This window comes from Pseudomonas viridiflava (assembly GCF_001642795.1).
Classification (GTDB): domain Bacteria; phylum Pseudomonadota; class Gammaproteobacteria; order Pseudomonadales; family Pseudomonadaceae; genus Aquipseudomonas; species Aquipseudomonas viridiflava.
On record NZ_LKEH01000022.1, the window covers coordinates 16,618 to 43,453 of the forward strand.

The following is a 26,836-nucleotide window of genomic DNA, read 5'->3' on the forward strand; positions in this document are numbered from 1 at the left end:
TGCGTGGGAATACAGCCCGTGACGCTCTACGTCACACCACTGCCGGATCCGATACACCTTCTGCCGGTTCCTCGGCCACCATCCTTGCCCTCATCCGCTCAGCGTCCTTGCTGAAGCAGCGTGATGCCAGATACAGAAACACCAGCGTCATGAGCAATGCTGCCGGAATCAGGTACATGGCATCGTGCAGGCCGATGGCTTTGAAGCTTTCGTTCATTACGTCTGCACCCGCGACCGCCATGGCCGCCTTGGCGAAATGGTCGGACAGCAGACCCACCACTACCGGCCCAGCGCCGCCGCCCAGCAGGTAAAGCCCGGCGAAGAACAACGCCATCGCCGTCGCCCTGAGGCGCGGTTCGACCACGTCCTGAATCGCTGTATAAACGCAGGTATAGAAGTTGTAGGCAAACAACCAGCCCACGCTGAACACCGCGACGAACACCCCGATTTCGATGCGTCCGGCGTGCAAGGCATACCCCGTGGCAAGCGTCGCCACCAACATACTGAACGCCGCGAACAACAGCCGTCCGTTGGGCGAGCGCTGATGCAGTTTATCGGCAATCCAGCCGCCTGCTGTCAGGCCGATCAGCCCGGTCACGCCCACGATCACACCCGTCGCGACCGCCGCTTCCTGCAAGGGCAACAGGAAATAGCGTTGCAGCATTGGCACCATGAACGAGTTGCAGGCGTAGGTGGCGAAGTTGAAGGTCAGGCCGCCGAGGACCAGCCAGCGAAAGGTCGAGATCGACAGCACCCGGCGGATCGGTTTCTCGATCTTGACTTCCGACATGCGCACGCTTTCAGCCGCGCCACGCTTGGGTTCCTTGATGAAAAAGATGAACACCGCCAGCAGCAGCCCAGGCACCGCAGCGATGAAGAACGGCGCGCGCCAGCTGTCGAACGCCTTGACCATGGCGCCGATGGTGAAGAACGCCAGCAGCAGGCCCAGCGGCAGGCCCAGCATGAAGATGCCCATCGCACGGGACCGTTTATGGGCCGGAAACAGGTCACCGATCAGCGAATTGGCCGCAGGCGCGTAGCTGGCTTCGCCGATGCCGACGCCCATGCGCACCAACAGAAAGGTCCAGAAACTGCCGACCATTCCATTGACCGCCGTCAGGCCGCTCCACACGGCCAGGCCACAGCCCATGAGCTTCTTGCGCGATCCGTTGTCGGCCATGCGGCCCAGCGGCAGACCGGCGATGGCGTATACCAGCGTGAACGCTGTTCCCAGAAGCCCGAGTTGAAAATCGCTCAGGTGCCATTCCATGCGAATGGGCTCAACGATAATGGCCGGGATGGTGCGATCAAAGAAGTTGAACAGGTTGGCGAGGAACAACAGGAAGAGGACGCGCCATGCGTTGGCGGCCTGAGTGGGGGTTTCCGTCCGAAGCGTGGTCATGAGCGATCGTCCCTTCTTATTAGTGGTAACAATCTAGAAGGCCAAGGGTGGCCTGTCTGTAAACATTCGTAAACCGCACCCTTGATGAAGAATTCTTATAACTATTCGTTATTGATCGCTTTCAGATTTCTTGGACCTCCGTACTGGCAAACTGACAACAGCTTCTATACTCACTCCGAATCGCCAGGCCTTTAGCCTTGGCGCCCTGGCAGTGAAGATATAGGGCTTGCTATGGAGTGGCTGGGTTTGAACATGTTCGCCGGGGTCCCGGCGGACGGGCAATTGTTGATCGACTGCAGTCATAATCTGTTTCTGGTTGCGCTGGCTTACGGCGTCGCCTGTGCGGCGTGCTTCGCGACCCTGGACATCGCCGACCGGGTCATTCAGGTCGAAGCGCTCAAAAACCGACGCATCTGGAAAGCGCTGGGCGCGCTGTGTCTGGCGGGCGGTGTCTGGGCCATGCACTTCATCAGCATGCTGGCTTTTCAGGCACCGCTGACCATCACCTACGATCTGGGCATCACGCTGGCGTCGCTGCTGATCGTGCTGATGACCGCGCTGTTCGCCATCAAGGCGCTGACCATCCAGACATTGACCCTGAGGCGTTGCCTGACGAGCGCGGTGGTCATGGGCATTGGTATCAGCGTCATGCACTACCTGGGCATGGCGGCCATGCAGTCTGACGCCGTGCAGTATTACGAGCCCAAAACCTTTGCACTGTCCGTAGTCGTGGCCATTCTTGCCAGCGTGGCCCTGCTCACCCTGCCCCGCCATTTGCGGCAGTACAGCGGCATGTTTCATCAGATGTTTCGTTACGGATTGAGCGTTTTTCTGGGTGCAGGCCTGCTGACCATGCACCTGATGGGTATGCGTGCCCTGCAACTGGTCATTCCGCAGGGTGCGGAGCTGCACATTCCCAGCACCGCAAACAGTCAGCAACTGGGCCTGACCATCGCCGTCATTACGCTGTTGATCATTGCCGGCAGCATCAGTGCGGCGATGGCCGACAAGAAATTGCAAGGCAAGGAGCATGACCTTCAGCGCGTCAATGCGCTGCTCAGCCAACTGGATCAAGCGCGGGTCTCGCTTCAGCAGGTGGCCCATTACGATCCGCTGACCAACCTGATCAATCGTCGCGGATTCAACCAGATATTCGCCGAAAAGCTGCTTGAACACACGATCAGCCAAGGCATGCTCGCGGTGATGTTCCTGGACATCGACCACTTCAAACGCATCAATGACAGCCTGGGGCACGATGCCGGTGACGAGTTGCTCAAGGTGATCGCCGAGCGTATCCGCAGCGCCACACGCGTGCAGGATGTGGTGGCAAGGTTTGGCGGTGACGAGTTCTGCATTCTGCTGAGCATCCCCAACTATGAGGAGGCCCGCCACTTGGCCCACCGCGTCATGCACAAGATGAAGGAGACCATCGCGCTGGCCGGAAGACGCATGGTCATGACCACCAGCATTGGTATCGCCGTGTTTCCACGGGACGGTTCAACCTGCGACGAATTGCTCAAACACGCTGACCTCGCCCTTTACCAGTCCAAGGGCAACGGCCGTAACCGGGTCAATTTTTTCAGCCCCGCGCTCAAGACCAAAGCCAGTCTGGAACTGCATCTGGAAGAAGAGCTGCGCAACGCCCTGCGCGAAGAGACCGGCCTTGAGGTGTACTACCAGCCGATTGTCGATCTGCGCACCGGGCACATCGCCAAGCTGGAGGCGCTGGTACGCTGGAATCATCCGCAGCACGGGCTGCTGGTGCCGGACCGCTTCATCAGTATTGCCGAGGCCAACGGGCTGATCGCCGAACTGGACAACTGGGTACTGCGCCGCGCCTGTCGCGATCTTGGCGCGCTGCACCTTGATGGTCTGGACAAGCTGATCATCACCGTAAACTGTTCGGCGCTGAATCTGGGTCGCGACGAGTTGGCCGAGGAAGTCGAACAGGCGCTGACCGAAGCCAATGTGCCTCCCGGCCGTCTGGAGCTGGAAGTGACCGAGAACGCGCTGATGGGCAATATCAGCAATACGATCCTGATGCTCAAACACATACGCAGCCTGGGCGTTTCGTTGTCCATCGACGACTTCGGGACCGGTTATTCGTCACTCGCCTACCTGAAACGGCTGCCGCTGGACACGCTGAAAATCGACCGGTCCTTCATCATCGACATTCCAAAGTCGCCCCAGGACATGGAGATCGTCCAGGCGATCATTGTCATGGCCCACACCCTGCACCTCAAGGTGGTGACTGAAGGTGTCGAAACGCCCGCACAGCTGGAATTCCTGAGTCAGTTCGGCAGTGATTATGTGCAGGGCTACCTGTTCAGCAAGCCTCAGCCGCTGGAGCGGATTCTGCCGCTGGTCAGGGAAATGAACGGGCGAGAACCTGCCAGCCTGTGGCCTGCATCGCTCATGCTGGACGTCAAGGACCGGGATGCGGACATCCCACGTTCACTGGATCTGTTTGATGACCTGCCGGGCGCTGAACATGCACTGGCCACCCGCAGCCCGTCTCGCACCCAACGGTCGCGCTGGTCGGATTGAAAAGGCTGCGTCTGGGTGGCCGATTGCACGGCTGCCGGGTGTAGATTTTCGATACGCTGGAAGGGGCGAAGTTACCGTGTCACCCACAAAGGTGCCGTCATAAGCACCTCTATAGCGCACAGATCAGTCAGACGCCCTGTTTTGGATCAACACCCAAGGTGCCACCACCACTGCCCAGAGCAGTGGATCGCTTTCCACAAGCTCCATTGCCTTTGATTCAGACACCTTGCCGACCTTTGTCGCGTCCATCCACGCAGCCACTTTGGCAGCGTCGTTTCCAGCTACTGCCTCGGCAACTTCGATCAGATTCAACGGTGGTTCGACCCACAACAGGGCACCCTTGGCAAAGAATGGTTGCAATTCTTTCCAGCGAATTGAAGCGGTCTCCCCGAGCAGTTTGGCATAGAGGGTGCTAGGTTCTTGCGTCATGGGTTTCACCAGAAAGGAAATCGGCGCAATGATACCGCCGCCTTTCTCGTAGAAAAACCCGGAAGCAAGTGATTGATTGCAGGAAAGCCGCGAAATCCACGACGATCCGGCCGGTCTTCATGACATTGGGGCGGTTGGATTCTGTAACTTTCTTTCGATTAAGCGACACACACCGGTTTACCCCATTGCCCCGTGCTATCCAAGCGATTCACCGGCACTCTAAACTGTTCCGGTACAGTTGGCGGAGCGGGGGGAAGATCGGTGTCGAAGCCGGTCCTGTAGCCTTGGCCAGCAGGATTATAAAAACTACAACGCAAGAGTGGAGCATCATGACTAAGGGTACCAAGAAGCTTTCCAAGCTGTTCGCCGCACTGGTTATGGCCGGGGTTGCCAGCCATTCGTTCGCAGCCGACACCATCAAGATCGGCATTGCCGGTCCCAAGACTGGCCCGGTCGCCGAATACGGCACCATGCAGTTCAACGGCGCCAAGATGGCTATCGAGCAGATCAACGCCAAGGGCGGCGTCGATGGCAAGAAACTCGAAGCCGTCGAATACGATGATGCCTGCGACCCGAAACAGGCCGTGGCAGTCGCCAACAAGGTCGTCAACGATGGCGTGAAATACGTGATCGGTCACCTGTGCTCGAGCTCCGCTCAACCCGCTTCCGACGTCTATGAAGACGAAGGCATCATCATGGTGACCCCGGCGGCCACCAGCCCCGACATCACCAGCCGTGGCTACAAGCTGGTATTCCGCACCATCGGTCTGGACAGCGCGCAGGGCCCTGCAGCCGGTAACTACATTGCCGACGTCGCCAAGCCAAAAATCGTTGCCGTCATCCATGACAAGCAGCAATACGGCGAAGGCATCGCCTCTGCAGTGAAAAAGACGCTGGAAGACAAAGGCGTCAAGGTGGCCCTGTTCGAAGGCATCAATGCCGGTGACAAGGACTTCTCCTCGCTGATCGCCAAGCTCAAGCAAGCCAACGTCGACTTCGTCTACTACGGCGGCTACCACCCAGAGCTGGGCCAGATTCTGCGCCAGTCCAAGGAAAAAGGCCTGAACGCCAAATTCATGGGCCCTGAAGGCGTGGGCAACGAGTCCATCTCGCAGATCGCTGGCGAAGCCTCCGAAGGCCTGCTGGTCACCCTCCCGAAATCCTTTGATCAGGACCCTGCCAACCAGGCACTGACCAAGGCATTCCAGGACAAGAAACAGGATCCGAGCGGTCCGTTCGTGTACCCGTCCTACTCCGCCGTTCAGGTCATTGCCGACGGCATCGCCGCCGCCAAGTCCGAAGACACCGACAAGGTGGCTGCTGCCATCCACGCCGGTACGTTCAAGACCCCGATGGGCGAACTGAGCTACGACGAGAAGGGCGACCTGAAGAACTTCCAGTTCGTGGTCTACGAATGGCACTTCGGCAAGCCGAAGACCGAAGCCGCCAAATAAGCAGCTTGCGTTGACAACCGAAGCCCACTGCCACCGCAGTGGGCTTTGTTTTACGAATCATGGCCCGCCTGCCGAGATCCGGCAGAGGCCACCTGAAAATCTTAAAACCGTTACCAGCGGTTCGCTGGCGGCGTCACAGGCAACGCATCGACAGAATGCGTACCCGACGCAGGCCGGAGAAATGCAGATCAGGTTTTTAGGAGCGCGGTAAATGCCCGAGTTATTCCACTACATGCAACAGCTGGTCAATGGCCTGACCATTGGCAGCACGTATGCATTGATCGCCATCGGCTACACGATGGTTTACGGCATCATCGGAATGATCAACTTCGCCCACGGCGAGGTGTACATGATCGGTTCCTATGTTGCTTTCATGGCGCTTGCCGGTCTTGCAATGATGGGTATCGACAGCCTGCCGCTGTTGATGATCGCAGGCTTCGCCGCCTCCATCATCGTGACCAGTGCCTACGGCTACAGCATCGAACGGGTCGCCTACCGTCCGCTGCGCAACAGCAACCGTCTGATTCCTCTGATTTCTGCGATCGGCATGTCGATCTTTCTGCAGAACTCGGTTCAGCTTTCCCAGGGTTCCGGCAACTTTGCCATTCCCAACCTGCTGCCCGGCAGCCTGTCCTTCGGCCCCGGCGGCGCACAGGAAGTGTTGATTTCCTACATGCAGATCGTGGTCTTCGTGGTCACGCTCCTGGCCATGACCGGCCTGACCCTGTTCATTTCCCGCTCGCGAATGGGCCGCGCCTGCCGCGCCTGCGCCGAGGACATGAAAATGGCCAACCTGCTGGGTATCAACACCAACACCATCATTGCCCTGACTTTCGTGGTCGGCGCCGCACTGGCTGCCATTGCCGCCATGTTGCTGAGCATGCAATACGGCGTGATCAACCCGAGCGCAGGCTTCCTCGTAGGCCTCAAGGCGTTCACTGCTGCAGTCCTGGGCGGCATCGGTTCGATTCCGGGCGCCGTGCTCGGCGGTCTGGTGCTGGGCGTCGCCGAAGCCTTCGGTGCCGACATCTTTGGTGATCAGTACAAGGACGTCGTGGCCTTCGGCCTGTTGGTCCTGGTGCTGCTGTTCCGCCCGACCGGCATTCTGGGTCGTCCGGAGGTTGAGAAAGTATGAGCAAGTCCTTCAAACAGGCGCTGTTCAGCGCTGCGCTGGTGTGGGCCGTTGCCTACCCGGTGTTCGGCCTGAAACTGGCCTTTTCCGGCGTGACCCTGCAAGTGCAGAACGCCAGCTCCATGACCCTGACCATTATCGCGATCTGCTCGGTCCTGTTGTTTCTGCGCGTACTGTTCGCCGAGAAAATCAGCGGCCTGCGCCGGGGTGAACGCGCTCCATTGATCTCGAAGAAAACCAGCGACTTCATGACCCAACCGAGCACCCAGCGCTGGGGCCTTGCCGCCCTGATCGTGCTGGCGTTCGTCTGGCCGTTCTTTGGCTCGCGCGGCGCTGTGGACATCGCGACGCTGATCCTGATCTACGTGATGCTGGGCCTGGGTTTGAACATCGTGGTTGGCCTCGCCGGCCTGCTGGACCTGGGTTATGTCGGTTTCTACGCAGTCGGTGCCTACGGTTACGCGTTGCTGTCGCACTACTTCGGCCTGAGCTTCTGGGAATGCCTGCCGCTGGCCGGTCTGCTGGCGGCGCTGTTCGGCTTCCTGCTGGGCTTCCCGGTCCTGCGGCTGAGGGGCGACTATCTGGCCATCGTGACGCTCGGGTTCGGCGAGATCATCCGGATCTTCCTGCGCAACCTGACCGACATCACCGGCGGCCCCAACGGTATCAGCAACATCGAGAAGCCGACCCTGTTCGGCCTGAGCTTCGAACGCCGTGCCGCCGAAGGTGCGCAGACGTTCCACCAGTATTTCGGTTTGGACTACAACCCGATCAGCAAGGTGATCTTTCTGTACCTGATTGCCCTGCTGCTGGCGCTGGCGGCACTGTTCGTCATCAACCGCCTGCTGCGCATGCCGATCGGCCGTGCCTGGGAAGCCTTGCGCGAAGACGAAATCGCCTGCCGTGCCCTGGGTCTGAATCCGACCGTGATCAAGCTCTCGGCCTTTACGCTGGGTGCAGCGTTCGCCGGCTTCGCAGGCAGCTTCTTCGCCGCCCGTCAGGGTCTGGTGACGCCGGAGTCCTTCACCTTCATCGAGTCGGCAATCATTCTGGCCATCGTGGTGCTCGGCGGCATGGGTTCCCAGCTGGGCGTTATTCTCGCCGCCATCGTAATGATCCTGCTGCCTGAACTGATGCGTGAGTTCAGCGATTACCGCATGTTGATGTTCGGTGCCCTGATGGTGCTGATGATGATCTGGCGTCCTCAAGGTTTCCTGCCGATGCAACGACCTGTCATGAAGTTGAAAGCGGAGGCGGCCAAATGAAACAGCCTCTTCTGCAAGCCACAAACCTGAGCATGCGCTTCGGCGGTCTGCTGGCGGTCAATGGCGTCGCCCTGACCGTTCATGAAAAGCAGGTCGTCTCGATGATCGGCCCCAACGGCGCGGGCAAGACCACTGTCTTCAACTGCCTGACAGGTTTCTACAAACCCAGCGGCGGGACCATTCTGCTGGACGGCGAGCCGATCCAGGGCCTGGCCGGTCACCAGATCGCGCGCAAGGGTGTGGTGCGCACGTTCCAGAACGTGCGTCTGTTCAAGGAAATGACCGCCGTCGAGAACCTGCTGGTCGCCCAGCATCGTCACCTGAACACCAACTTCCTGTCCGGCCTGTTCAAGACCCCGGCCTTTCGCCGCAGCGAACGCGAAGCCATGGACTACGCCGAGCACTGGTTGGAAGCCGTCAACCTGAAAGAATTCGCCAACCGCCCGGCCGGGACACTGGCCTACGGTCAGCAACGCCGCCTGGAAATTGCCCGCTGCATGATGACGCGACCGCGCATTCTCATGCTGGACGAACCGGCAGCCGGCCTGAACCCGCGGGAAACCGAAGACCTGAAAGCGCTGATCGGCGTGTTGCGTAATGAACACAACGCCACAGTGTTGCTGATCGAGCATGACATGAAGCTGGTGATGAGCATTTCCGACCACATCGTAGTGATCAATCAGGGCACGCCACTGGCCGACGGTACGCCGGAACAGATTCGTGACAATCCTGAAGTGATCAAAGCCTACCTGGGGGAAGCGTAAATGCTGCAGTTCGAAAACGTTTCCACCTTCTACGGCAAGATCCAAGCGCTGCACAGCGTCAACGTGGAAGTCCGTCAGGGCGAGATCGTTACCCTGATCGGCGCCAACGGTGCCGGTAAATCCACTCTGCTGATGACCCTGTGCGGCTCGCCGCGCGCGCACAGCGGCAGCATCCGTTACATGGGCGAGGAACTAGTCGGCCAGGAATCGTCGGTGATCATGCGCAAGAGCATCGCGGTAGTGCCTGAAGGCCGCCGCGTGTTCGCACGCCTGACCGTCGAAGAAAACCTGGCCATGGGCGGTTTCTTCACCGAGAAGGATGATTATCAGGAACAGATGGACAAGGTCCTGCACCTGTTCCCGCGCCTCAAGGAACGCTTCACACAGCGCGGCGGCACCATGTCCGGCGGCGAACAGCAAATGCTCGCCATCGGCCGTGCGCTGATGAGCAAGCCCAAGCTGCTGTTGCTGGACGAACCATCGCTGGGTCTGGCACCGATCATCATTCAGCAGATTTTCGAGATCGTCGAACAACTGCGACGTGATGGCGTGACCGTGTTTCTGGTCGAGCAGAACGCGAACCAGGCCCTGAAAATCGCCGACCGCGCCTATGTACTGGAGAACGGTCGCGTGGTGATGCAGGGCACCGGTGAAGAACTGCTGGTCGATCCAAAAGTGCGGGACGCCTATCTGGGCGGCTAGCGAGATGCGCCATGATCGTGCGCTCATCTCGACACTGATCGTGCCCACGCAGAGCGATGGGCACGATCATCAGTGTTTGACAGACTTGTGTATAACGATGAGCGCAGAGCGTGGTAACGATCAGACGCGCCTGCGTGGGCATGCCTTCCTTCACTCACGCCAGACGCTCCAGCGCAGAGCCGCTGCGCTCGAACCAGCCCACCAGATAATCTGCCAGCACCTGCACTCGCCTCGGTACTTCGCCTTCGAAGGGGTGAACCAGAAACATCGGCGTGGTTGCCGTCTGGTAATCCTTGAGCAGCCAGTGCAAGCGTCCTTCATTGATTTCCCTGTGCACCATATAGGACGGCAGCCGTGCGACACCCGCACCGGCCAGCGCCGCCTTTTTCAGCAGGCTGTAGTGATTGCTGGCAAAGGGACCGTCAATCTGCACACGGGTCAACTCGTGATTCTGATGGTAAAGCCACTGGTAACGCTCGCTGTAATGGCTGTTGATCAGGCATTGATGCTTCGCAAGGCCCTCAGGGGTTTGTGGCCAGCCATGCTCGTCCAGATACCGCGTGCTGGCGCAGGTCAGTTCCTGCATTGCGATTAAAGGTCTGGCCACCAGCCGCTCATCGCTGGCGACCTTTGAGCGAACCGCCAGATCGAAACCGTCGCGCCGCAAATCGCGCACGCTGTTACTCAGTTCGAGCTCGATCTTGACCTGCGGATAGGTCTCGTAAAACTCCATCAACAAGCCGTCGAAAAAAGTTTCTCCCAACGAAACCGGCGTGGTGATACGCACCTCACCGACCATCTCGTCACGCATCAACGCCACAATGCTGCGCGCCCTTTCCGTGTGCGCAATCAACTGCCGAGCCTGGGGCAACAACGCGGACCCGGCCGAGGTCAGACTCAAGGTTCGAGTGGTGCGGTGCAACAACTGGACACCGTAGGTCTTTTCCAGTTGGGAAATCCGCTTTGAAAGGCGTCCCTTGCTGCAACCCAGGCGCTCCGCAGCCGCCGTAAAACTGCCCGCTTCGATCAGTACGGCAAAGGCAGCCAGATCTTCCATCTCGCTCATGGATTGTTTCCCTGTGAGAACCAAAGGTTTCCAATTGGCATCTTTATCGAAGGATATACGGCTTTCTACACTAGCGGCTCCTTTGATCCCTGTGGAGCAACGCAATGAAAATCCTGTTGATTGGCGCAAGCGGAACCGTGGGCTCGGCAATTGAACGCGAACTCGGCTCACGGCATGAGATTGTGCGCATAGGCCGCAACAGCGGCGACGAACGCGTTGATATCAGCGACAGCGCCTCGATCCGTGCCCTGTTTGAACGCGTGGGGAGCTTCGACGCGCTGATTTGCGCGGCGGGCAGCGTGAAATTCGTGCCGCTGGCGGACATGTCCGAAGCCGATTTCGCCCTGGGTCTTCAGGACAAACTCATGGGCCAGGTCAACCTGCTGCTGATCGGCAAGGCATACGCCAACGATGGCGCGTCGTTCACCTTCACCTCGGGCATCCTGAGCCAGGAGCCGATTCTTTCCGGCGTTTCAGCCAGTCTGGTCAATGGTGCCATCGATGCCTTCGTGCGCGCCGCAGCCATCGAATTGCCGCGTGGCATGCGCGTGAACTCGGTCAGCCCCACCGTACTGCTCGAATCGATGGGCAAGTACGGTGCCTACTTCAGAGGCTTCAAACCTGTTCCCGTCGCAGATGTGGCGCTGGCCTATGCCAAAAGCGTGGAAGGCCTGCACACCGGACAGACGTATCAGGTCTTGTGATGCGGCATCAGTCTGCGTAACGTGGCGGCACCTGTCTGGAGACCCGCCCAATGTTCGCTGCTCGTTCCGTCCTTGTATTCGCCCTTCTGCCGTTGTTCGCCGGCTGCCAGATGCTTGGCATCAAGACCGACACACCGAAAGTCTCGACGGCGGGCATGATCCGCATGCAGGGCGACCTGACTGGCGAGAACGGGCAGCTGATGTTCAAGCCGTGCAACGAGCAGCGTCGCTACGTGGTCAAGGACCGCAATGACACCGGCCTCCTGCAGGAAGCCGCGAGCCTGGCCGACAGCAAGGGGCGTGTCTTTGCGGACCTTCGCGGCTCGTTCGCTGCCAGCAAGGCCGCCAACAGTGACGGCCAGCTGGACCTGCATCAGGTTTATCGGGTCGAACGTCCCGGCCAGTCCTGCGACGACCTCAACTTCAAACGCCTGACCCTGCACGTCAATGGCAACAAGCCTGCGTGGAACGTCAACGTCAGTGGCAAGGGCATGGTTCTGGAGCGTGAGGGGCAGCCGCCGCTTGCCGTACCGTACCTTGAAGAGCAACTGCCGGATGGCAGCTTCAGTGTCAGCAGCGAAGCCAACAACCAACGCATTGAACTGTGGGTCGCCCCTCAGCGCTGCGTCGACAGCGTCAACGGTTCGGTGCAACACCTCACCGCCGAGCTGCGTCTCAACGGTCAGGCCCAACGTGGCTGCGGCTATTACGGCGGCTCGCGGGACGACTGATCCATCCCGAGGCAGGGTTTTGGCGACCGATGGCACCCATGGTTGCCAGGACTGCACACCTCGACTCGCCGCCAATGGGGTTCAGCGCTTATAATCGCCGGTTCTTGTAGTGCTGTCGGGCTGAACCTGCGGCCCGAAAACTGGACCCCTTAATGTTACGAATCACCGAACTCAAACTGCCGATCGATCACCCGGACGAAGACCTGCGCCCTGCCCTGCTGCAGCGCCTGGGTATCGACAGCAGCGAACTGCTGGACTTCACACTGTTCAAGCGCAGCTACGATGCGCGCAAGAAGTCCTCCGAACTGTGCTTCATCTACACCATCGACTTTCAAGTGAGTGACGAAGAAGCGCTGTTGCGCAAATTCGCCAACGACCGCCACGTGGGCCCGGCGCCCGACGTTAGCTACAAGGTGGTCGGCCATGCGCCGGAAGGTTTGACCGAACGGCCGATCGTCGTCGGCTTCGGTCCTTGCGGGATTTTCGCAGGCCTATTGCTGGCGCAGATGGGCTTCAAGCCGATCATTCTCGAGCGCGGCAAGGAAGTGCGTCAGCGCACCAAGGACACCTGGGGCCTGTGGCGCAAGAACGTCCTGAACCCGGAGTCCAACGTCCAGTTTGGCGAAGGCGGCGCAGGTACGTTCTCCGACGGCAAGCTCTACAGCCAGATCAAGGACCCGTACTTTCATGGCCGCAAGGTGCTGCACGAGTTCGTGAAGGCTGGCGCGCCGGAAGAGATTCTCTACGTCAGCAAACCGCACATCGGCACCTTCCGCCTGACCGGCGTGGTTGAACACATGCGTCATCAGATCGAGGCGCTGGGCGGCGAAGTACGCTTCCAGCAGCGCGTCACTGATCTGATGATCGAAGACGGCCAGTTGAATGGCGTTGTGCTGGACGGTGGTGAGCAGATCGCGTCGCGTCACGTGATTCTCGCCCTGGGCCACAGCGCCCGCGACACGTTCCGCATGCTGCATAGCCGTGACGTGTTCATGGAGGCCAAGCCGTTTTCGGTGGGCTTCCGTATCGAACACCCGCAATCGTTGATCGACCGCGCCCGCCTGGGCAAGTACGCCGGTCACCCGAAACTAGGTGCTGCCGACTACAAGCTGGTGCACCACGCCAGCAATGGACGTTCAGTCTACAGTTTCTGCATGTGCCCTGGCGGCACGGTGGTCGCGGCGACGTCCGAGCCGAACCGTGTCGTCACCAACGGCATGAGCCAGTACTCGCGCAACGAGCGCAACGCCAACTCGGGCATCGTGGTTGGCATCACGCCGGAGCAGGATTTCCCGGGCAGCCCGCTGGCCGGTATCGAACTGCAGGAGCGCCTGGAATCTCACGCTTATCTGTTGGGCGGCAGCACCTACGAAGCCCCTGCGCAACTGGTCGGCGACTTCATCGCGGGCAAGGCGTCCACAGCGCTGGGCAGCGTCGAGCCTTCGTACAAACCGGGCGTGAAGCTGGTGGATCTGGCCGAGGCGCTGCCCGCCTTTGCCATTGAAGCTATTCGTGAAGCACTGCCAGCCTTCGACAAGCAGATCAAAGGCTTCTCGCTGCACGACGCGGTACTGACCGGCATCGAAACCCGCACATCGGCACCGCTGCGCATCACGCGTGGTCCGAATATGCAGAGCCTCAACACCAAGGGCCTTTACCCGGCCGGGGAAGGCGCGGGTTACGCAGGTGGCATTCTGTCCGCTGGCGTGGACGGCATCCGCATTGCCGAAGCGCTGGTACGGGACATGTTGGGCATCGAGGGCTGAAACCCTTGGACCGGGGTCACGGACGCCTTGCCATGCAAGCGTCCGTGATCAATCGGTTTCAACAACTTATAAAGTTACAATTCGACAATCAAAACATACGCATTTCAGAAACTTCCTACGCAATAAACCGATAATTTTGAATTAATTAGCAACACAACTTACGCTTTATTTTTATCGCGTTACGAACTGTCGTATTTATAACAAAAACGAATATAACTTTTGTTTTAACTCTCCAATCAACGGGTTAGGGTGTCGGTCCTTTTTACCGTAGACGGAGAATGGTCGCGCCCATGCGGAATACCATTACACGCTTTTTTCAGCTTGAAGCAGCGGGAGGCTTGCTGTTGATTGCAGCTGCTGCCCTTGCGCTCATTATCAATAACTCGCCGCTTTCCTGGCTGTATAACGCCTTTCTGGAAACACCGGTAGAAGCCCGGATCGGCGCCCTGCACATTGCCAAGCCCTTGTTGCTGTGGATCAACGACGGGCTGATGGCCCTGTTCTTTCTGGTCATCGGCCTTGAGGTCAAACGCGAAGTGCTGGAGGGGCATCTTTCCAAACCCTCGCAGATCGTATTGCCCGGCGCTGCGGCTATCGGCGGCATGGTGGTTCCGGCGCTGATTTATATCGCACTGAATACAGGCAACGCCGAAGCCCTCAATGGCTGGGCCATTCCGATGGCGACCGATATCGCGTTCGCACTGGGTGTGCTCGCGCTGCTCGGCAAGCGTGTGCCGGTTTCGCTGAAGCTGTTTCTGATGACGCTGGCGATCATCGATGATCTGGGCGCTATCATCGTTATCGCGCTGGTGTACTCCGGCGAGCTGTCACAACTGTCGCTGATACTGGCGGCTGTATCGATCATTGCGTTGATTGCGATGAACCGATCCGGCGTGAGCAGGCTTGCGCCTTATCTGCTGGTTGGACTGGTGCTCTGGGTCTGTGTCCTGAAAAGCGGTGTTCACGCGACGCTTGCAGGTGTGGTGCTGGCGTTCTGCATTCCATTGCGCACGAGCAGCAAGTCATCTCCCTTGCTGACCCTGGAGCACGGCCTGCATCCGTGGGTTGCGTACGGCATCCTGCCGTTGTTTGCATTCGCCAACGCCGGTGTGTCGCTGGCCGGTGTGACCATGGAAAGCTTTACCCACCCGGTCCCGCTGGGCATCGCCGCAGGCCTGCTGCTGGGCAAGACGCTGGGGGTGTTCGGGCTCACCTGGCTGGCGGTCAAGACGCGCATGGCGTCGCTGCCAAAGGACGCCAACTGGGGCCATGTACTGGGGGTTTCGATCCTGTGCGGTATCGGCTTCACCATGAGCCTGTTCGTCGGCTCACTGGCGTTCGAGCCAGGGGTCAGCGCGTATGCGGGAGAAGATCGCATGGGCATTCTGACTGGATCGATACTGTCGGCCATCATTGGCTACGGCGTGATGGTCCTCGCCTGCAGGGCGACGCCGAAGCGCTGAAAAACAGTCGTTCTGAAACGAAAAACCCCGAGCATTTCGGCTCGGGGTTTCGTTGATTCGCAACGCGGATCAGTGTGTCACGCGGCTCGTGCCGTTGACGGTCATGATGCGTACACGCTCGCCGACCCGGAAAATCTCGTTTTCCTCGACCTGCTGCACATAGGCACGCATGCTGCCGTCGTCTTCACGAACCGTGATCTCGACACCCTGAGTACGTGTCAGACCTTCCTCGGTAGCGGAACCGAGCAGACCACCGGCAACCGCACCGATCACGGCGGCCACCACGCTGCCGCGACCACCACCAATTGCGCTGCCGCCCACACCACCAACGATCGCACCGGCACCTGCGCCGATCGGGGTCTTGGTACCTTCGATTTTCACCGGACGCAGGGATTCAACGGTGCCCAGACGAACGTTCTGTACGGTACGCGCCTCGTCACGGGAATAGGAATCACCGGTGAGGTTCGAGGTACAGCCGCCCATCGTCAACGCCATGGCAGTGAACGAAGCGACCAGAAGAGCAGACTTGCGCATAAAAGGTATCTCCAGAGGAACTAGTGGCCATTAGACTACCCGACATCGACGCTGTCACGGCCCAGGTTCCGCAATTTATATTCATTCAGGCGCCATACAGCGACAACCCATGTAACGCTCAGACGACCCGACAGGCAAATAATTCAATCAGGGCGCGAGACGCTCACGTGTCCATTGCCCGTCAACTGAACGATAGTTCAAACGGTCGTGGAGGCGACTCGAACGTCCCTGCCAGAACTCGATTCGCTCCGGCAGAAGACGATAGCCGCCCCAATGCTCGGGGCAGTGAGGCGCGCTATCGAGAAATCGTTGCTCAGTCTGTTTGATCAGGCCTTCAAGCTCTTCCCGGTCGGCGATCACCCGGCTCTGCGGCGAGGCCCAGGCCCCGAGACGGCTGCCCAGCGGCCGGACCTGATAATAGGCGTCCGACTCCTGCGCAGTGACCTTCACCACTCGCCCTTCGATACGCACCTGACGCTCCAGCGTTGGCCAGAAAAAGGTCATTGCCGCGAACGGACGTGCAGCGAGCTGCTGGCCCTTGGCGCTGTCGTAGTTGGTGAAGAATGTGAAACCTTGTGTGTCCAGCCCTTTGAGCAGCAGCACCCGGCAATGCGGACGCCCCTCCTCGTCAACCGTCGCCAGGGTCATGGCGTTGGCCTCAACCGGAGGCTGTTCGGTTTTCACCGCCTCGGCGAACCATTGGTGAAACAACGCAAACGGCTCGTCCGGTGACTGCGCTTCGGTCAGACCGTCACGCGTGTAGTCACGGCGCATGTCAGCCAGAGTCTGGGTCATGGTGTGATTCCTGTTGTTGCGGCTGGATTATCTGACCACTGAATGGTGAGCGAATGCCCCGAGTCAGATCAGACGCGATGCGTCTGCAGAAGCGTTCCCACGCGAACGCGGGAACGCTCAGAAGTTACCTGCAATCAGTTGCTGGCCTGGGCGTCAGTCTTCTTCGCTGCTGCGTCCTTGGCCGGCGTCTTGGCGGCAGGCTTTTTGGCTGCTGCGGTGGACTTCGCCGGAGCGGCTTTTTTGGCTGTGGTGGCTTTCGCCTTGGCCGGTGCAGCTTTCTTAGCCGTGTCTTTCTTCGCCACAGCCGCTTTCTTGGCCGGAACTGGAGCAGGCACGACAGGCTTGACGTCCTGGGTTGCGACCATGGTCGGAGCAACCGGCGGCAGTGCGTAACGGCTCATCAGGGCGACCATGGTGTCCTGCGGCGTCATCAGGATCTCGACGCGACGGTTCAGTGCACGACCCTGCGCGCTGTCATTGGCCGCACGCGGCATCACGGCACCCATGCCACGCTGGCTCAGGCGCTGACGCTCAAGACCGCTGAGGCGGAAGATCGCGGCAACCGACTGGGCGCGCTCCTGGCTGATTTTCTGGTTGGCTTCGGTAGGACCCGAAGTGTCAGCGTGCCCCAGAATCAGCACGGCCGTTTTCTTGTCGCCTTCAACGGCCTTGGCCAGACGCGTGATCGGACCCAGTGTGACCGGCAGCAGCATCGCCGGGCGATCCGGGTTGAACGAGCTGTCTACCGGCGCAGTGATTGCCAGCAGGTCTTCGCGACGTTCCAGTTCGAACGGGGTGTCCTTGATGGCCGCACGGACGCGAGGCTCGTATTCGTCCAGCCAGGCCTTGGTCACTTTCGGATCGGGCATCGGAGCGGCTTTCGGCTCGTCTTTTTTAGCGTCGGAACTTGGGAAAGGCCACCACCACTTGGTGTCGGTTTCAGTCTTGGCAACCAGAGCAGGGGCCGCTGGCTTGTCTGCAGGCTTGCTGGCGACTGCGTCAGGCTTTGCTGCCGCCTTGTCGTCCGAGCCAAACGGCCAGTACCAAGGGTTGGCGCTCTGCGCATCGGCAGCCGGGGCTGGCTTTTCAGCAACTTTGGCGACCGGCGCTGCAGGCGCAGGGCCTGGAGCTGGAGCCTTTGCGGAGACATCGTCTGCGGCACTGCCCGAACCGAACTGCCACCAATGGCCGTCAGTTGCAGCAGAATCGGATTGTGGAGTTTGAGCACAGCCGGTGACAGCGATGCACAGAGCGAGAACGAGGCTTTTATTGGACGACATGGATGACCCACAACAGTTTTTGATCAGACAGAAGGAACGTTGTTACGTCCGTATAACACGCATGAAGTTACAGGTGGAAAGAGAAACCGTCATACGGACCCGTTATACCCCGTTTAACTGACAGTCGGTATGAAACAAACACTTATAGACGAAACCTACTGCAAACACTCACGTAACGCCCTGACCAGTTTCTGGGCGCGTGGATCCATGAGGATGTAAGGCCCGAGCGTGTTGGTAACGAAGCCAAACGCCACCTCGTAATCGGGGTCGGCAAAGCCCACCGAACCGCCCGCGCCCGGATGACCGAATGCTTTCGGGCCCAGTGCGAAGGTGGCGTTGGCCACGGTCGGCTGGTCCAGCATGCAGCCCAGACCGAATCGGGTCGAGGTCAGCAGGGTCTTGTCCTGGCCGAGGCTGTGTTCACGCGTCAGTTCGTTGAGCAACTCGGCTTCCAGCAGGCTTCCGTCCAGCAGACCGTTATAGAAGCCCGCCAGACTGCGGGCATTGCCATGGCCGTTGGCGGCAGGTTGCTGCATGCGACGCCATTCCGGCTTGTTGGTGCTGGTCAGGATCGATGGTGGGTTGGTGAAAGCCTTTGCCGTGATCGAAGCAGGCTCACGCATTGTCGCCTGCAGTACACGCTGGGCCGCGTCATCCCCGACATTGCCTTTGCCGCGAGCGATGTGCGCCACGCGATGGAACTGGTCATCGGCCAGCCCGACATGAAAATCCAGCCCCAGAGGCCGCGCTACCCGCGCCACAATGGATTCGCCCGGACCGCGACCATCGGCGCGGCGCAACATCTCGCCGATCAGCCAGCCATAGGTGATGGCGGCGTAGCCATGGCCCTGACCGGGAGTCCACCAGGGTTCTTCCGCTGCCAGGGCCGAGGTCATGGTGTCCCATTCGTAGAGGGCTTCTGCCGGGAGTTGCCCGCGAATCGCAGGCAGCGCTGCCTGATGGCAGAGCAACTGGCGCAAGGTGATCGATCCCTTGCCCGCCGCAGCGAACTCGGGCCAGAGCCGGGAGACGGGCTCATCCAGCTTCAGCTTGCCCTCTTCCACGAGTTGCAGCACAGCAACACTGGCAAAGGTCTTGGTGCAGGAGAAAAGGTTGGCGATGGTATCGGTGTGCCAGACTTCGGCGCCGTCCTTGTCAGCGGTGCCCGCCCAGAGATCGACGACCGTTTGCCCGCCGACCTGAATGCACAAGGCAGCGCCGCGCTCCTGAGGATCGTCAAAAAGCGCCGCAAAGGCTTCACGCACTGCTTCGAATTCAAGTTCGAAATGACCCTGGATCTGCAAAACCGCTGACTCCTGAATGTCGCTGTGAAGGCCCTGAAGACGGCCGACTTAATGGGCGCATATTGTTCCAGCGATTGGCCGTTTTGGGAACTGCTGCCAGCCGCCGGTCAGCCTGGGTTCAGGAGATTTCCCGATGGAACGGTGGCAGTGCGTTGAGGATCGCTTTGCCGTAACGCTGGGTTACCACGCGGCGGTCCAGCAGCGTGATGGTGCCGCGGTCTTCTTCGGTGCGCAGCAGACGTCCGCAGGCCTGAACCAGACGCAGGGACGCATCCGGCACGGCAATCTCCATGAACGGATTGCCGCCACGCGCCTCGATCCATTCGGCCAGTGCCGCTTCAACCGGATCATCCGGGACTGCGAACGGAATCTTGGCGATGACCACGTGCTCGCAATACGCGCCGGGCAAGTCCACGCCCTCGGCAAAGCTGGCCAGCCCGAACAGCACGCTGGACTCGCCACTGTCGACCCGCGCCTTGTGCTTGTTCAGCGTTTCCTGCTTGGACAAATTGCCCTGGATGAAAACCTGCTTGCGCCAGTCGCGATCCAGTCCGTCGAACACGTCCTGCATCTGTTTGCGCGAAGAGAACAGCACCAGCGTGCCGCGCGAGCCTTCCACCAGACCCGGCAGGTCACGTATGATCGCTGCGGTATGGGCGACCGCATCACGCGGGTCGGCTTTGAGGTCCGGCACGCGCAGCACACCGGCATCGGCGTGGTGGAACGGGCTCGGTACAACGGCGGTGACCGCGCCTTTCGGCAGGCCGGCACGCATGCGATAACGGTCAAACTTGCCCAGCGCGGTCAGCGTGGCCGACGTCACGAGCGCACCGTAGGCGATATTCCACAGGTTGCGACGCAGCATCTCGGCCGCCAGGATCGGGCTGGCATTAACCTCGATGTCGAACAACGCACCACTGTCGGCCAGCGTCAGCCAGCGGGCCATCGGCGGGCTGTCTTCCGGGTCTTCAGCGGTAAAGGCTGTCCACAACTCCCAGTTGCCATGGGCGCGGGCCAGCAGGCTGCCGAACAGCGGATACCACTCTTCGGCCTGATGGCTGGCGATGCCGATGTTGACCTCGCCGTCCATGCCTTCCTTGAGCAGATCGGTCAAACGGGTAAACAGATCGTCCAGGCGGGCGAAGCCTTTCTTGAGTTCGATGCCCATCTCGCGGATGTGCTCGGGAATGACGCCGCCCACAAAGCGATGACGCGGACGCTCGCGGCCCTGCATGTCTTCACCGGCGCGGAAATCGGCCAGTTGCTCGCAGGCGCCGAACATGAATTGCTGGTGGCCCTTGATCTCGCGGGCCAGTTCCGGCACCTGCTCGATCAACTTGCCCAGGTCGCCCGGCAACGGATGCTGGGCGAGCAGCTTGGCAAGGTTCTTGGCGGTCTGCTCCAGCCAGTCGGCCGTGGAGCGCAGACGGGTGTAATGCGCGAAATGGCCGATGGCCTTGTCCGGCAGGTGATGGCCTTCGTCGAACACGTACAGCGTGTCACGCGGGTCCGGCAATACCGCGCCGCCGCCCAGGGCAAGGTCGGCCAGCACCATGTCGTGGTTGGTGACGATCACATCGACCTTGCCCATGCCCTCACGCGCCTTATAGAAAGCGCATTGCTGAAAGTTGGGGCAATGCCGGTTGGTGCACTGGCTATGATCGGTGGTGAGGCGCGCCCAGTCCTGATCGGCCAGTTCCTGAGGCCAGCTGTCGCGGTCGCCGTCCCATTTGTTGCCCGCCAGCTTCTGCAACATGCTGGTGAACAGTTTCTGGCTGGCTTCGTCGACTTCGATCTTGAAGCCTTCTTCCTCGAACAGTTGCGCCGTCGCATTAGTGGCGTCGCTTTCCTGCAGCAGCATGTCAAGCTTGGACAGGCACATGTAACGGCCACGCCCCTTGGCCAGCGCGAAGGTGAAGTTCAGGCCGCTGTTGCGCATCAGGTCCGGCAGGTCCTTGTAGACGATCTGCTCCTGCAGCGCGACGGTTGCGGTGGCGATCACCAGACGTTTACCCGCCGCCTTGGCCGTCGGGATCGACGCAATGGCGTAGGCCACGGTCTTGCCTGTACCGGTGCCCGCTTCCACGGCGACCACGGCCGGATCGCCCGAGCGCCGTCCTTCCTCATCGGTATCGATGTCCCCCAGTACCTTGGCGACTTCGGCGATCATCAATCGCTGGCCATAACGTGGCTTGAGGCTCTTGGCTTCGAGGAAACGCGAGTAAGCGCCCTGGATCTGGGATTTGAGTTCGGTACTGATCATTGGCTTCGGTTCGGGGGCACGGCAAAAAGGCTGGATAAATTTTCAGTGGTTCTGAGTGGGCGCTATCATAGCGCGCTAAATCCATCCGCGCAGAACGGAGTACCCGATGACCGCATTTTCCACTGTCTATACGTTGCATCTGCTGGCTGCTCTGGTCTGGGTCGGCGGGATGTTTTTCGCCTGGATGGTACTGCGCCCAGCCATCATTGCAGCACTTGAAGGGCCGTCTCGCCTGAAAGTGTGGGTCCAGGTGTTTCCAAGGTTCTTTGTCTGGGTCTGGGCGGCCGTCATTGTGCTGCCGATCACGGGTATCGGGATGATTCAGCTGAACTTCACCAGCTTTGAAACCGCGCCCCGCTACGTGCAGATCATGATGGGGCTGTACGTGGTGATGGTGGCGCTGTTTCTTCGTATCCATTCGTTGCAGTTGCCGGAACTGCAACGTGCAGTGGAAGCCGAGCAGTGGTCGGAAGGTGTTGCGGCGCTGGGCAGAATCCGACGACTGGTCGGCATCAACCTGATCATCGGGCTCGCGGTCGTGGTGATCGCGGCAGCACGTCCAGGTTTCTGACCGGGCGAACCCTCTGGCTGTGCGAAACGAAACATCACAGGGCACTCAGCGTGTCACCGCGCACAGCAGGCGGGCAGAATCCTGCCCGATCAGTCACGTTATTTCCTGAATTTCCTTGGCTTTCAGCCGGTTGAGCTTCTTTGGCACGTCCTGTGCAAACGTTTGCGAATCGTAGTACGTGCCGTTAAAAGGAGTTTCAATACCGATGCAGTCCTCCAAGCAGTCCGCCGCGTCACCCGGATTTCTGATCCCTCTGCTGTTCACCGCCTCGCTGGCACTGCCTTGCGCCATGGCGCAGGCGCAACCTGCCGCAGCCGAGGACTCCGCGCAAGGCGAGACCCTCAGCCCGCCTGCTTCGCCCAAGGAAGGCAAAGGCGCGTATCTGTCCGACTGGTTCAATCAGGACCTCACGCTGATCGGCAGCAAGGACATCAGCTTCGGTCCGCAGCCGGTCGATGACGTGTATCTGGAATACGAGTACTTCGGCCGCAAAGGCCCGTTCGAGCTTTACGGCTATATCGACGTGCCGAAGATTCTCGACATCGGCAACCGCAACGACAAGGGCGTCTGGGATCATGGCTCGCCGGTGTTCATGGAGCACGAGCCGCGCATCTCCATTGACTATCTGGCGGGACGCAGCCTGGCCGTGGGGCCTTTCAAGGAATGGTACGTCGCCTTCGACTGGATCTACGACCACGGCAGCAATTCGGCCAACCGTGCCAACACGCTTTACAGCGGTATCGGCACCGACATCGACACAAAGTCGCGGGTCAATCTGTCGGCCAACTTCTATGGCCGCTATCAGTGGGAAAACTACGGCGCCAGCAACGAATACTCGTGGGACGGCTATCGCGCCCAGCTCAAGTACATCGTGCCGATCACCAAATTCGACAACGGCGCATCGCTGACCTACATCGGTTTCACCAATTTCGACTTCGGCTCGGACCTCAAGGACGATCCGGCGCGTACCGCCAACTCGACGGTCGCCACCAACGTCTTGCTGTACGCCTTCACTCACCTGCGTTTCACGCTCGTCGGTCGTTACTTTCATAACGGCGGCAACTGGCAGGACGGCAGTGAGCTGAATTTCGGCGAAGGCAACTTCCGCGCCCGCTCGGACGGTTGGGGTTACTACGCCGGCGTCGGTTATCAGTTCTGATCATGACTTTGACGACAGGAGTCCTCATGAAAAGCATCACTCGCAACGCCCTCTGCGCCTCGCTTGCCCTGCTCAGCCCGGGCGTCTGGGCGTCCACCGCCCCGGTCACGCCCAAGGTCATGCTGATTGCCATGTTCGCCCCGGAGGCGCAGAACTGGATCGACCGCCTGCACCTGACCAAAGAGATCGAGGTGCCGGGCCTGTCCGCCGAGTACCCGACCATCCGCTGCAACGATCAGGACACCTGCCTGCTAGTCACCGGCATGGGCCAGACCAACGCCGCGGCTTCGACGCTGGCACTGGCCTTGTCGCCCCAATTCGACCTGCGCAAGACCTACTTCATCGTCGCGGGTATTGCCGGTATCAACCCGCACCACGGCACGCTCGGCACCACGGCCTGGGCTCATTATCTGGTCGAGTTCGGCACCCAGTGGGAAATCGATTCACGTGATGTGCCCAAGGACTGGCCGACCGGCTACCTGGGCATCAACACCAAAGGGCCGAACGAGAAACCGCCGCTGGACTACAAGACCGAAGTCTTCGAGCTCAACCCCAAGCTGCAGGCCAAGGCCTTTGCGCTGTCACAGAAGGTCGCGCTCAGTGAGAGCAAGGAGTCCGCTGCGTGGCGGGTGAAATATCCTTACGCGCCTGCCAACCAGCCGCCACAGGTCACACAGTGCGATACGCTGGCGGGCAACACGTGGTTTTCGGGAACGCGTTTGAGCGAGCGGGCGGAAGTCTGGACGCGCCTGTTGACCGACAACAAGGGCGTGTATTGCACGACTCAGCAGGAAGACAACTCCACGTACGAAGCGCTGCTCAGGGCGAGCAAGGCTGGCAAGGTCGACGTCAATCGTCTTGCCGTGGTCCGCGCAGGCTCTGACTTCGACCGCCCTTATCCGGGCTACAGCGAAGTGGACAATCTCTTGAAGTACGCCGATCAGGGCGCCTTCGTACCGGCGCTGGAAAACCTGTACCGCACCGGCAATCCGCTGGTTCAGGCGATCATCAAGGACTGGAAAAGCTGGGAAAACGGCGTGCCGCAGTAAGCGGTTTTCAGGGCAGACCACGGATCGTCAGAAGCCGATCCGTGGCCGCCAGAGATTCGGTTACAAGCGTTGCAGGATCAGTGCACCGGCCGGTCCCGCGACGCCTGGCTGGCCGGGCTCGCCCGGTCTGCCTGCCTTGCCGCCGTCGGCGCGATAGACGATGCAGCCCTTGGACGCGCCGCCTTTGCCCGCCTTGCCGCCCTCACCGCCTTTGCCCGGCGCCCCGCCTTCGACGTTGACCTTGATCCGATCCGCCGCAACGCTGTACGGCACCTCGAGGCGAACCTGTGCGCCCGCTGCGCCATCGTGGCCATTGCCGCCGTTGTCACCGTTGTGACCGCGTCCGGCCTGACCCCACGTGCAGCCCGGCTCTTCGCCCGTACCGCCGTCCAGGCCGAAATAGCCTGGACCACCTGCGCCGCCGCGTGCATCGATCGACAGCTGCCCGGCGTTCAGCCTGTTCACCCGCAGCGTCAGGTTGCGGCCCGGCGATGCAGGTTTTTCGAACGTACCGGGCGCGCCGCGTGCCGTGATCTGGCTGCCGTCGCCGAACTCACCCTGATCCACCACCAGCTTGAACGTCTGCGCGCCGGGCACGATGGCGATGCGCGCTTCATGACCGAGCACCAGTTGACCGATCTTGACGTCATCGATGCCAGCCGGGATCAGCAGGGTGCCGTAATCGGACACTTCCAGCCGCTCGACCTGCAGCACACTGCTGTTGCCGGGAAGGCGCATCAGCGAGTGCGGTGCAACGATGATGGCCTGGGCCATGGCCAGCGGACTGAACAGTGCTGCCAGTAGAACGAGATTACGCATGGGTGTGCCCCGAAGCCGAACGGCCGATGGATTGGACATGAAAGATGCCGAACAGAATGATTTTGCCTCTGTCACGCCAAGGGTGCTTGCGACCGCGCAGGCTGCCGTTGAACAGGATCAGCTCCAGCAGATGGGTGAGCAGCACCAGACTGCCTGCCATATCGATCATCACACCGAACGGGCTGGGCGCTTCAACCAGCGCATTGGCCAGCACCACCAGCCAGAAGCCCAGCATCAACAGCTTTCCCAACCCCCAAAACAACTTCATCGCATGCCCCTTGATCATGATCCTGATGACGAAAGCGAATTCTTCGCACGCTTTTCGTCGCCGCACAGTAGACGTCCTGCCCACCGAATATGCCAGCGGTGCGTGAAAAAACATGCGGTCCTGACACATATAGCCTGAAAGCTGTTTCAAATCATCACGCTTTTGTCGCACACGGCTCATTTCACACGACAGGAACGGTGCTTTTCAGCACTCTTCGGGCAGGCTAGTCTTGTCAGTCAATCAGAGGATTTTCGATGACCGTCGGTTTTTCCACCCGCACGCCCCAGCAAGCGCTGGCCGCCCTGCTCGACCGCTACGCGCCAGCGCGTCTGCTGCTGATCGGCGCGCAGGCGTTTCCTGCCTTGCAGGCCTTTCAGGACGCGCACCCGCATACCGAAGTGTCGCTGGCCGAACCCGGCCTTCTGCCCCCGCATCTGGCTGCGCAGCGATTTGACCTGGCGCTGGTGGTCGATTGCCTGGAGCACATGCCCAAACGCAGCGGGCTGGAACTACTGGGCGGCATCCGCAACCTCAACGCCAGCCGCATCGCCGTGCTGGCGGACCTGAAAGCCTGTGGCTGGCAGGAAACCGACTTCTTCTCGCTGGCCCTGCAAGCCAGCGAACGCTTCGCCCGCGACGAGCAGGTCCTGAACCTCTTCACCTACGACCTGCGTGAATACAAACAGGTGCCGGACTGGCTGAATGCGAAGTATTGGGCCAACCCTGAAAATTTTGGAAAGTATTGGTGGTGAATCATGAGTAGTGCCATTTGCCCCTGCGGCAGCGGCGATCTGTTGCTGGCCTGCTGCGGGCATTACCACGCCGGGCAGCCTGCACCGTGCGCGGAAAAGCTGATGCGTTCGCGTTACAGCGCCTACGTGCTGGGGCTGACCGATTATCTGGTGCAGACCACACTGCCTGCACAACAGAGCGGGTTGGACCGCGAAGCGATTGCCCAGTGGAGCGCGCAAAGCACTTGGCTGGGGCTTGAAGTGGAAAGCGCCGAGGTATTCGGCGGCAAGCCCGAACACGCCTTCGTGACTTTCACCGCACGCTGGCACGACGGCAACGGCGAGCACAGCCACAAGGAACGCTCATCGTTCGTGCAGAACCAGGGCCGCTGGTACTTCATCGACTCCACCGTCCCGCTCAAGGCCGGGCGCAACGACGCCTGTCCTTGCGGCAGCGAGCAGAAGTTCAAGAAGTGTTGCTCGGCGTATGTCGGCTAGCTGATCGCTTACGTGACATCTGCGAGCGGACGCGGAGCGTCCTGGGCGGTGTTGCCGCGCAGAGCTTGGGAACGATCATCATACGCAAGTCCGCCTCGACACTGATCGTGCCCATCGCTCCGCGTGGGCATGCCTCCCCG

At 60.2% G+C, this 26,836-nt stretch carries 25 protein-coding genes; 15 read left to right on the plus strand and 10 right to left on the minus strand.

The features are described from left to right. Positions 1-31 precede the first annotated feature (31 nt). Complete coding sequence (locus AO065_RS08800; RefSeq protein ID WP_004887857.1) at positions 32-1,402, minus strand: spinster family MFS transporter; 1,371 nt, start codon at positions 1,400-1,402, stop codon at positions 32-34. A gap of 231 nt (positions 1,403-1,633) precedes the next feature. Between AO065_RS08800 and AO065_RS08805 the strand changes: the two genes are divergently transcribed. Next, positions 1,634-3,949 (plus strand): putative bifunctional diguanylate cyclase/phosphodiesterase, encoded by a 2,316-nt coding sequence (locus tag AO065_RS08805; RefSeq protein ID WP_004887855.1) that lies wholly within the window; start codon positions 1,634-1,636, stop codon positions 3,947-3,949. A gap of 123 nt (positions 3,950-4,072) precedes the next feature. Here the strand turns inward: AO065_RS08805 and AO065_RS08810 are convergent, their stop codons facing one another. Continuing rightward, on the minus strand, positions 4,073-4,378 hold the full coding sequence (locus AO065_RS08810; RefSeq protein ID WP_004887854.1) for a DUF2288 domain-containing protein: 306 nt from the start codon (positions 4,376-4,378) through the stop codon (positions 4,073-4,075). A gap of 329 nt (positions 4,379-4,707) precedes the next feature. Between AO065_RS08810 and AO065_RS08815 the strand changes: the two genes are divergently transcribed. From AO065_RS08815 to AO065_RS08835, 5 genes are all read left to right on the plus strand, one after another. Then, a complete protein-coding gene (locus tag AO065_RS08815; protein ID WP_004887851.1) occupies positions 4,708-5,832 on the plus strand; it encodes a branched-chain amino acid ABC transporter substrate-binding protein in 1,125 nt (374 codons plus the stop codon). A 211-nt stretch (positions 5,833-6,043) separates the two neighbouring features. Continuing rightward, positions 6,044-6,967 carry a high-affinity branched-chain amino acid ABC transporter permease LivH gene (livH, locus tag AO065_RS08820; protein WP_004887850.1) on the plus strand — a complete coding sequence of 308 codons (924 nt, stop codon included), beginning with the start codon at positions 6,044-6,046 and terminating at the stop codon, positions 6,965-6,967. Then, the gene (locus AO065_RS08825) at positions 6,964-8,229 is read left to right on the plus strand and encodes a high-affinity branched-chain amino acid ABC transporter permease LivM (protein WP_004887848.1); all 1,266 of its coding nucleotides are present in this window, start codon (positions 6,964-6,966) and stop codon (positions 8,227-8,229) included. The genes livH and AO065_RS08825 overlap by 4 nt, the downstream gene beginning before the upstream one ends. Beyond that, complete coding sequence (gene livG, locus AO065_RS08830) at positions 8,226-8,993, plus strand: high-affinity branched-chain amino acid ABC transporter ATP-binding protein LivG (RefSeq protein ID WP_004887846.1); 768 nt, start codon at positions 8,226-8,228, stop codon at positions 8,991-8,993. Before AO065_RS08825 ends, livG begins: the two co-directional genes overlap by 4 nt. After that, a complete protein-coding gene (locus AO065_RS08835; RefSeq protein ID WP_004887844.1) occupies positions 8,994-9,695 on the plus strand; it encodes an ABC transporter ATP-binding protein in 702 nt (233 codons plus the stop codon). It abuts the gene before it with no gap. A gap of 154 nt (positions 9,696-9,849) precedes the next feature. On the opposite strand, the gene AO065_RS08840 is transcribed toward AO065_RS08835, so the two are convergent. Further along, positions 9,850-10,761, minus strand: coding sequence for a LysR family transcriptional regulator (locus AO065_RS08840; protein ID WP_004887843.1), 912 nt, complete (start codon positions 10,759-10,761; stop codon positions 9,850-9,852). 104 nt (positions 10,762-10,865) lie between these two features. Between AO065_RS08840 and AO065_RS08845 the strand changes: the two genes are divergently transcribed. From AO065_RS08845 to nhaA, 4 genes are all read left to right on the plus strand, one after another. Next, a complete protein-coding gene (locus AO065_RS08845; RefSeq protein WP_004887841.1) occupies positions 10,866-11,465 on the plus strand; it encodes a short chain dehydrogenase in 600 nt (199 codons plus the stop codon). A gap of 50 nt (positions 11,466-11,515) precedes the next feature. After that, the gene (locus AO065_RS08850; protein WP_004887839.1) at positions 11,516-12,196 is read left to right on the plus strand and encodes a COG3650 family protein; all 681 of its coding nucleotides are present in this window, start codon (positions 11,516-11,518) and stop codon (positions 12,194-12,196) included. Positions 12,197-12,348: 152 nt separating this feature from the next. Beyond that, positions 12,349-13,962 (plus strand): NAD(P)/FAD-dependent oxidoreductase, encoded by a 1,614-nt coding sequence (locus tag AO065_RS08855; protein ID WP_004887837.1) that lies wholly within the window; start codon positions 12,349-12,351, stop codon positions 13,960-13,962. A gap of 278 nt (positions 13,963-14,240) precedes the next feature. Next, a complete protein-coding gene (gene nhaA / locus AO065_RS08860; protein WP_004887834.1) occupies positions 14,241-15,425 on the plus strand; it encodes a Na+/H+ antiporter NhaA in 1,185 nt (394 codons plus the stop codon). Positions 15,426-15,494: 69 nt separating this feature from the next. Here the strand turns inward: nhaA and AO065_RS08865 are convergent, their stop codons facing one another. From AO065_RS08865 to dinG, 5 genes are all read right to left on the minus strand, one after another. Beyond that, the gene (locus AO065_RS08865; protein WP_004887833.1) at positions 15,495-15,959 is read right to left on the minus strand and encodes an outer membrane lipoprotein; all 465 of its coding nucleotides are present in this window, start codon (positions 15,957-15,959) and stop codon (positions 15,495-15,497) included. A 147-nt stretch (positions 15,960-16,106) separates the two neighbouring features. Next, a complete protein-coding gene (gene pdxH / locus AO065_RS08870; protein ID WP_004887831.1) occupies positions 16,107-16,754 on the minus strand; it encodes a pyridoxamine 5'-phosphate oxidase in 648 nt (215 codons plus the stop codon). A 134-nt stretch (positions 16,755-16,888) separates the two neighbouring features. Further along, positions 16,889-18,034, minus strand: a complete 1,146-nt coding sequence (locus AO065_RS08875; protein ID WP_004887830.1) for an OmpA family protein — start codon at positions 18,032-18,034, stop codon at positions 16,889-16,891. Positions 18,035-18,189: 155 nt separating this feature from the next. Continuing rightward, positions 18,190-19,338, minus strand: coding sequence for a serine hydrolase domain-containing protein (locus AO065_RS08880; protein WP_004887827.1), 1,149 nt, complete (start codon positions 19,336-19,338; stop codon positions 18,190-18,192). 118 nt (positions 19,339-19,456) lie between these two features. Further along, positions 19,457-21,601, minus strand: a complete 2,145-nt coding sequence (gene dinG, locus AO065_RS08885; RefSeq protein WP_004887825.1) for an ATP-dependent DNA helicase DinG — start codon at positions 21,599-21,601, stop codon at positions 19,457-19,459. Between the two features lie 106 nt (positions 21,602-21,707). On the opposite strand from dinG, the gene AO065_RS08890 reads away from it, so the two are divergent. From AO065_RS08890 to AO065_RS08900, 3 genes are all read left to right on the plus strand, one after another. Further along, complete coding sequence (locus tag AO065_RS08890) at positions 21,708-22,172, plus strand: CopD family protein (RefSeq protein ID WP_004887824.1); 465 nt, start codon at positions 21,708-21,710, stop codon at positions 22,170-22,172. 205 nt (positions 22,173-22,377) lie between these two features. Beyond that, entirely contained in the window at positions 22,378-23,331 is a 954-nt protein-coding gene (locus AO065_RS08895; RefSeq protein WP_004887822.1) for a nucleoside-specific channel-forming protein Tsx, read from the plus strand. Between the two features lie 26 nt (positions 23,332-23,357). Further along, positions 23,358-24,380, plus strand: coding sequence for a purine-nucleoside phosphorylase (locus AO065_RS08900; protein ID WP_004887821.1), 1,023 nt, complete (start codon positions 23,358-23,360; stop codon positions 24,378-24,380). Between the two features lie 60 nt (positions 24,381-24,440). Here AO065_RS08900 and AO065_RS08905 read toward each other — a convergent pair whose 3' ends face one another. Together AO065_RS08905 and AO065_RS08910 are read right to left on the minus strand one after the other, a co-directional pair. After that, positions 24,441-25,199 carry a hypothetical protein gene (locus AO065_RS08905; protein ID WP_004887819.1) on the minus strand — a complete coding sequence of 253 codons (759 nt, stop codon included), beginning with the start codon at positions 25,197-25,199 and terminating at the stop codon, positions 24,441-24,443. Then, positions 25,192-25,467: a DUF1145 domain-containing protein gene (locus AO065_RS08910; RefSeq protein ID WP_025996563.1), complete on the minus strand. Its 276-nt coding sequence runs from the start codon at positions 25,465-25,467 to the stop codon at positions 25,192-25,194. Before AO065_RS08910 ends, AO065_RS08905 begins: the two co-directional genes overlap by 8 nt. Positions 25,468-25,721: 254 nt before the next feature. On the opposite strand from AO065_RS08910, the gene AO065_RS08915 reads away from it, so the two are divergent. After that, the gene (locus AO065_RS08915; RefSeq protein WP_004887816.1) at positions 25,722-26,219 is read left to right on the plus strand and encodes a DUF6231 family protein; all 498 of its coding nucleotides are present in this window, start codon (positions 25,722-25,724) and stop codon (positions 26,217-26,219) included. A gap of 3 nt (positions 26,220-26,222) precedes the next feature. Next, positions 26,223-26,696: a YchJ family protein gene (locus tag AO065_RS08920; protein WP_004887814.1), complete on the plus strand. Its 474-nt coding sequence runs from the start codon at positions 26,223-26,225 to the stop codon at positions 26,694-26,696. Positions 26,697-26,836 lie beyond the last annotated feature (140 nt).

What these genes read in the sequence shown, in the direction of transcription:
- AO065_RS08800 (WP_004887857.1), bottom strand. Translation starts at nt 1,402, where the DNA reads ATGACCACGCTTCGGACGGAAACCCCCACTCAGGCCGCCAACGCATGG.
- AO065_RS08805 (WP_004887855.1), top strand. Translation starts at nt 1,634, where the DNA reads ATGGAGTGGCTGGGTTTGAACATGTTCGCCGGGGTCCCGGCGGACGGG.
- AO065_RS08810 (WP_004887854.1), bottom strand. Translation starts at nt 4,378, where the DNA reads ATGACGCAAGAACCTAGCACCCTCTATGCCAAACTGCTCGGGGAGACC.
- AO065_RS08815 (WP_004887851.1), top strand. Translation starts at nt 4,708, where the DNA reads ATGACTAAGGGTACCAAGAAGCTTTCCAAGCTGTTCGCCGCACTGGTT.
- livH (WP_004887850.1), top strand. Translation starts at nt 6,044, where the DNA reads ATGCCCGAGTTATTCCACTACATGCAACAGCTGGTCAATGGCCTGACC.
- AO065_RS08825 (WP_004887848.1), top strand. Translation starts at nt 6,964, where the DNA reads ATGAGCAAGTCCTTCAAACAGGCGCTGTTCAGCGCTGCGCTGGTGTGG.
- livG (WP_004887846.1), top strand. Translation starts at nt 8,226, where the DNA reads ATGAAACAGCCTCTTCTGCAAGCCACAAACCTGAGCATGCGCTTCGGC.
- AO065_RS08835 (WP_004887844.1), top strand. Translation starts at nt 8,994, where the DNA reads ATGCTGCAGTTCGAAAACGTTTCCACCTTCTACGGCAAGATCCAAGCG.
- AO065_RS08840 (WP_004887843.1), bottom strand. Translation starts at nt 10,761, where the DNA reads ATGAGCGAGATGGAAGATCTGGCTGCCTTTGCCGTACTGATCGAAGCG.
- AO065_RS08845 (WP_004887841.1), top strand. Translation starts at nt 10,866, where the DNA reads ATGAAAATCCTGTTGATTGGCGCAAGCGGAACCGTGGGCTCGGCAATT.
- AO065_RS08850 (WP_004887839.1), top strand. Translation starts at nt 11,516, where the DNA reads ATGTTCGCTGCTCGTTCCGTCCTTGTATTCGCCCTTCTGCCGTTGTTC.
- AO065_RS08855 (WP_004887837.1), top strand. Translation starts at nt 12,349, where the DNA reads ATGTTACGAATCACCGAACTCAAACTGCCGATCGATCACCCGGACGAA.
- nhaA (WP_004887834.1), top strand. Translation starts at nt 14,241, where the DNA reads ATGGTCGCGCCCATGCGGAATACCATTACACGCTTTTTTCAGCTTGAA.
- AO065_RS08865 (WP_004887833.1), bottom strand. Translation starts at nt 15,959, where the DNA reads ATGCGCAAGTCTGCTCTTCTGGTCGCTTCGTTCACTGCCATGGCGTTG.
- pdxH (WP_004887831.1), bottom strand. Translation starts at nt 16,754, where the DNA reads ATGACCCAGACTCTGGCTGACATGCGCCGTGACTACACGCGTGACGGT.
- AO065_RS08875 (WP_004887830.1), bottom strand. Translation starts at nt 18,034, where the DNA reads ATGTCGTCCAATAAAAGCCTCGTTCTCGCTCTGTGCATCGCTGTCACC.
- dinG (WP_004887825.1), bottom strand. Translation starts at nt 21,601, where the DNA reads ATGATCAGTACCGAACTCAAATCCCAGATCCAGGGCGCTTACTCGCGT.
- AO065_RS08890 (WP_004887824.1), top strand. Translation starts at nt 21,708, where the DNA reads ATGACCGCATTTTCCACTGTCTATACGTTGCATCTGCTGGCTGCTCTG.
- AO065_RS08895 (WP_004887822.1), top strand. Translation starts at nt 22,378, where the DNA reads ATGCAGTCCTCCAAGCAGTCCGCCGCGTCACCCGGATTTCTGATCCCT.
- AO065_RS08900 (WP_004887821.1), top strand. Translation starts at nt 23,358, where the DNA reads ATGAAAAGCATCACTCGCAACGCCCTCTGCGCCTCGCTTGCCCTGCTC.
- AO065_RS08905 (WP_004887819.1), bottom strand. Translation starts at nt 25,199, where the DNA reads ATGCGTAATCTCGTTCTACTGGCAGCACTGTTCAGTCCGCTGGCCATG.
- AO065_RS08910 (WP_025996563.1), bottom strand. Translation starts at nt 25,467, where the DNA reads ATGAAGTTGTTTTGGGGGTTGGGAAAGCTGTTGATGCTGGGCTTCTGG.
- AO065_RS08915 (WP_004887816.1), top strand. Translation starts at nt 25,722, where the DNA reads ATGACCGTCGGTTTTTCCACCCGCACGCCCCAGCAAGCGCTGGCCGCC.
- AO065_RS08920 (WP_004887814.1), top strand. Translation starts at nt 26,223, where the DNA reads ATGAGTAGTGCCATTTGCCCCTGCGGCAGCGGCGATCTGTTGCTGGCC.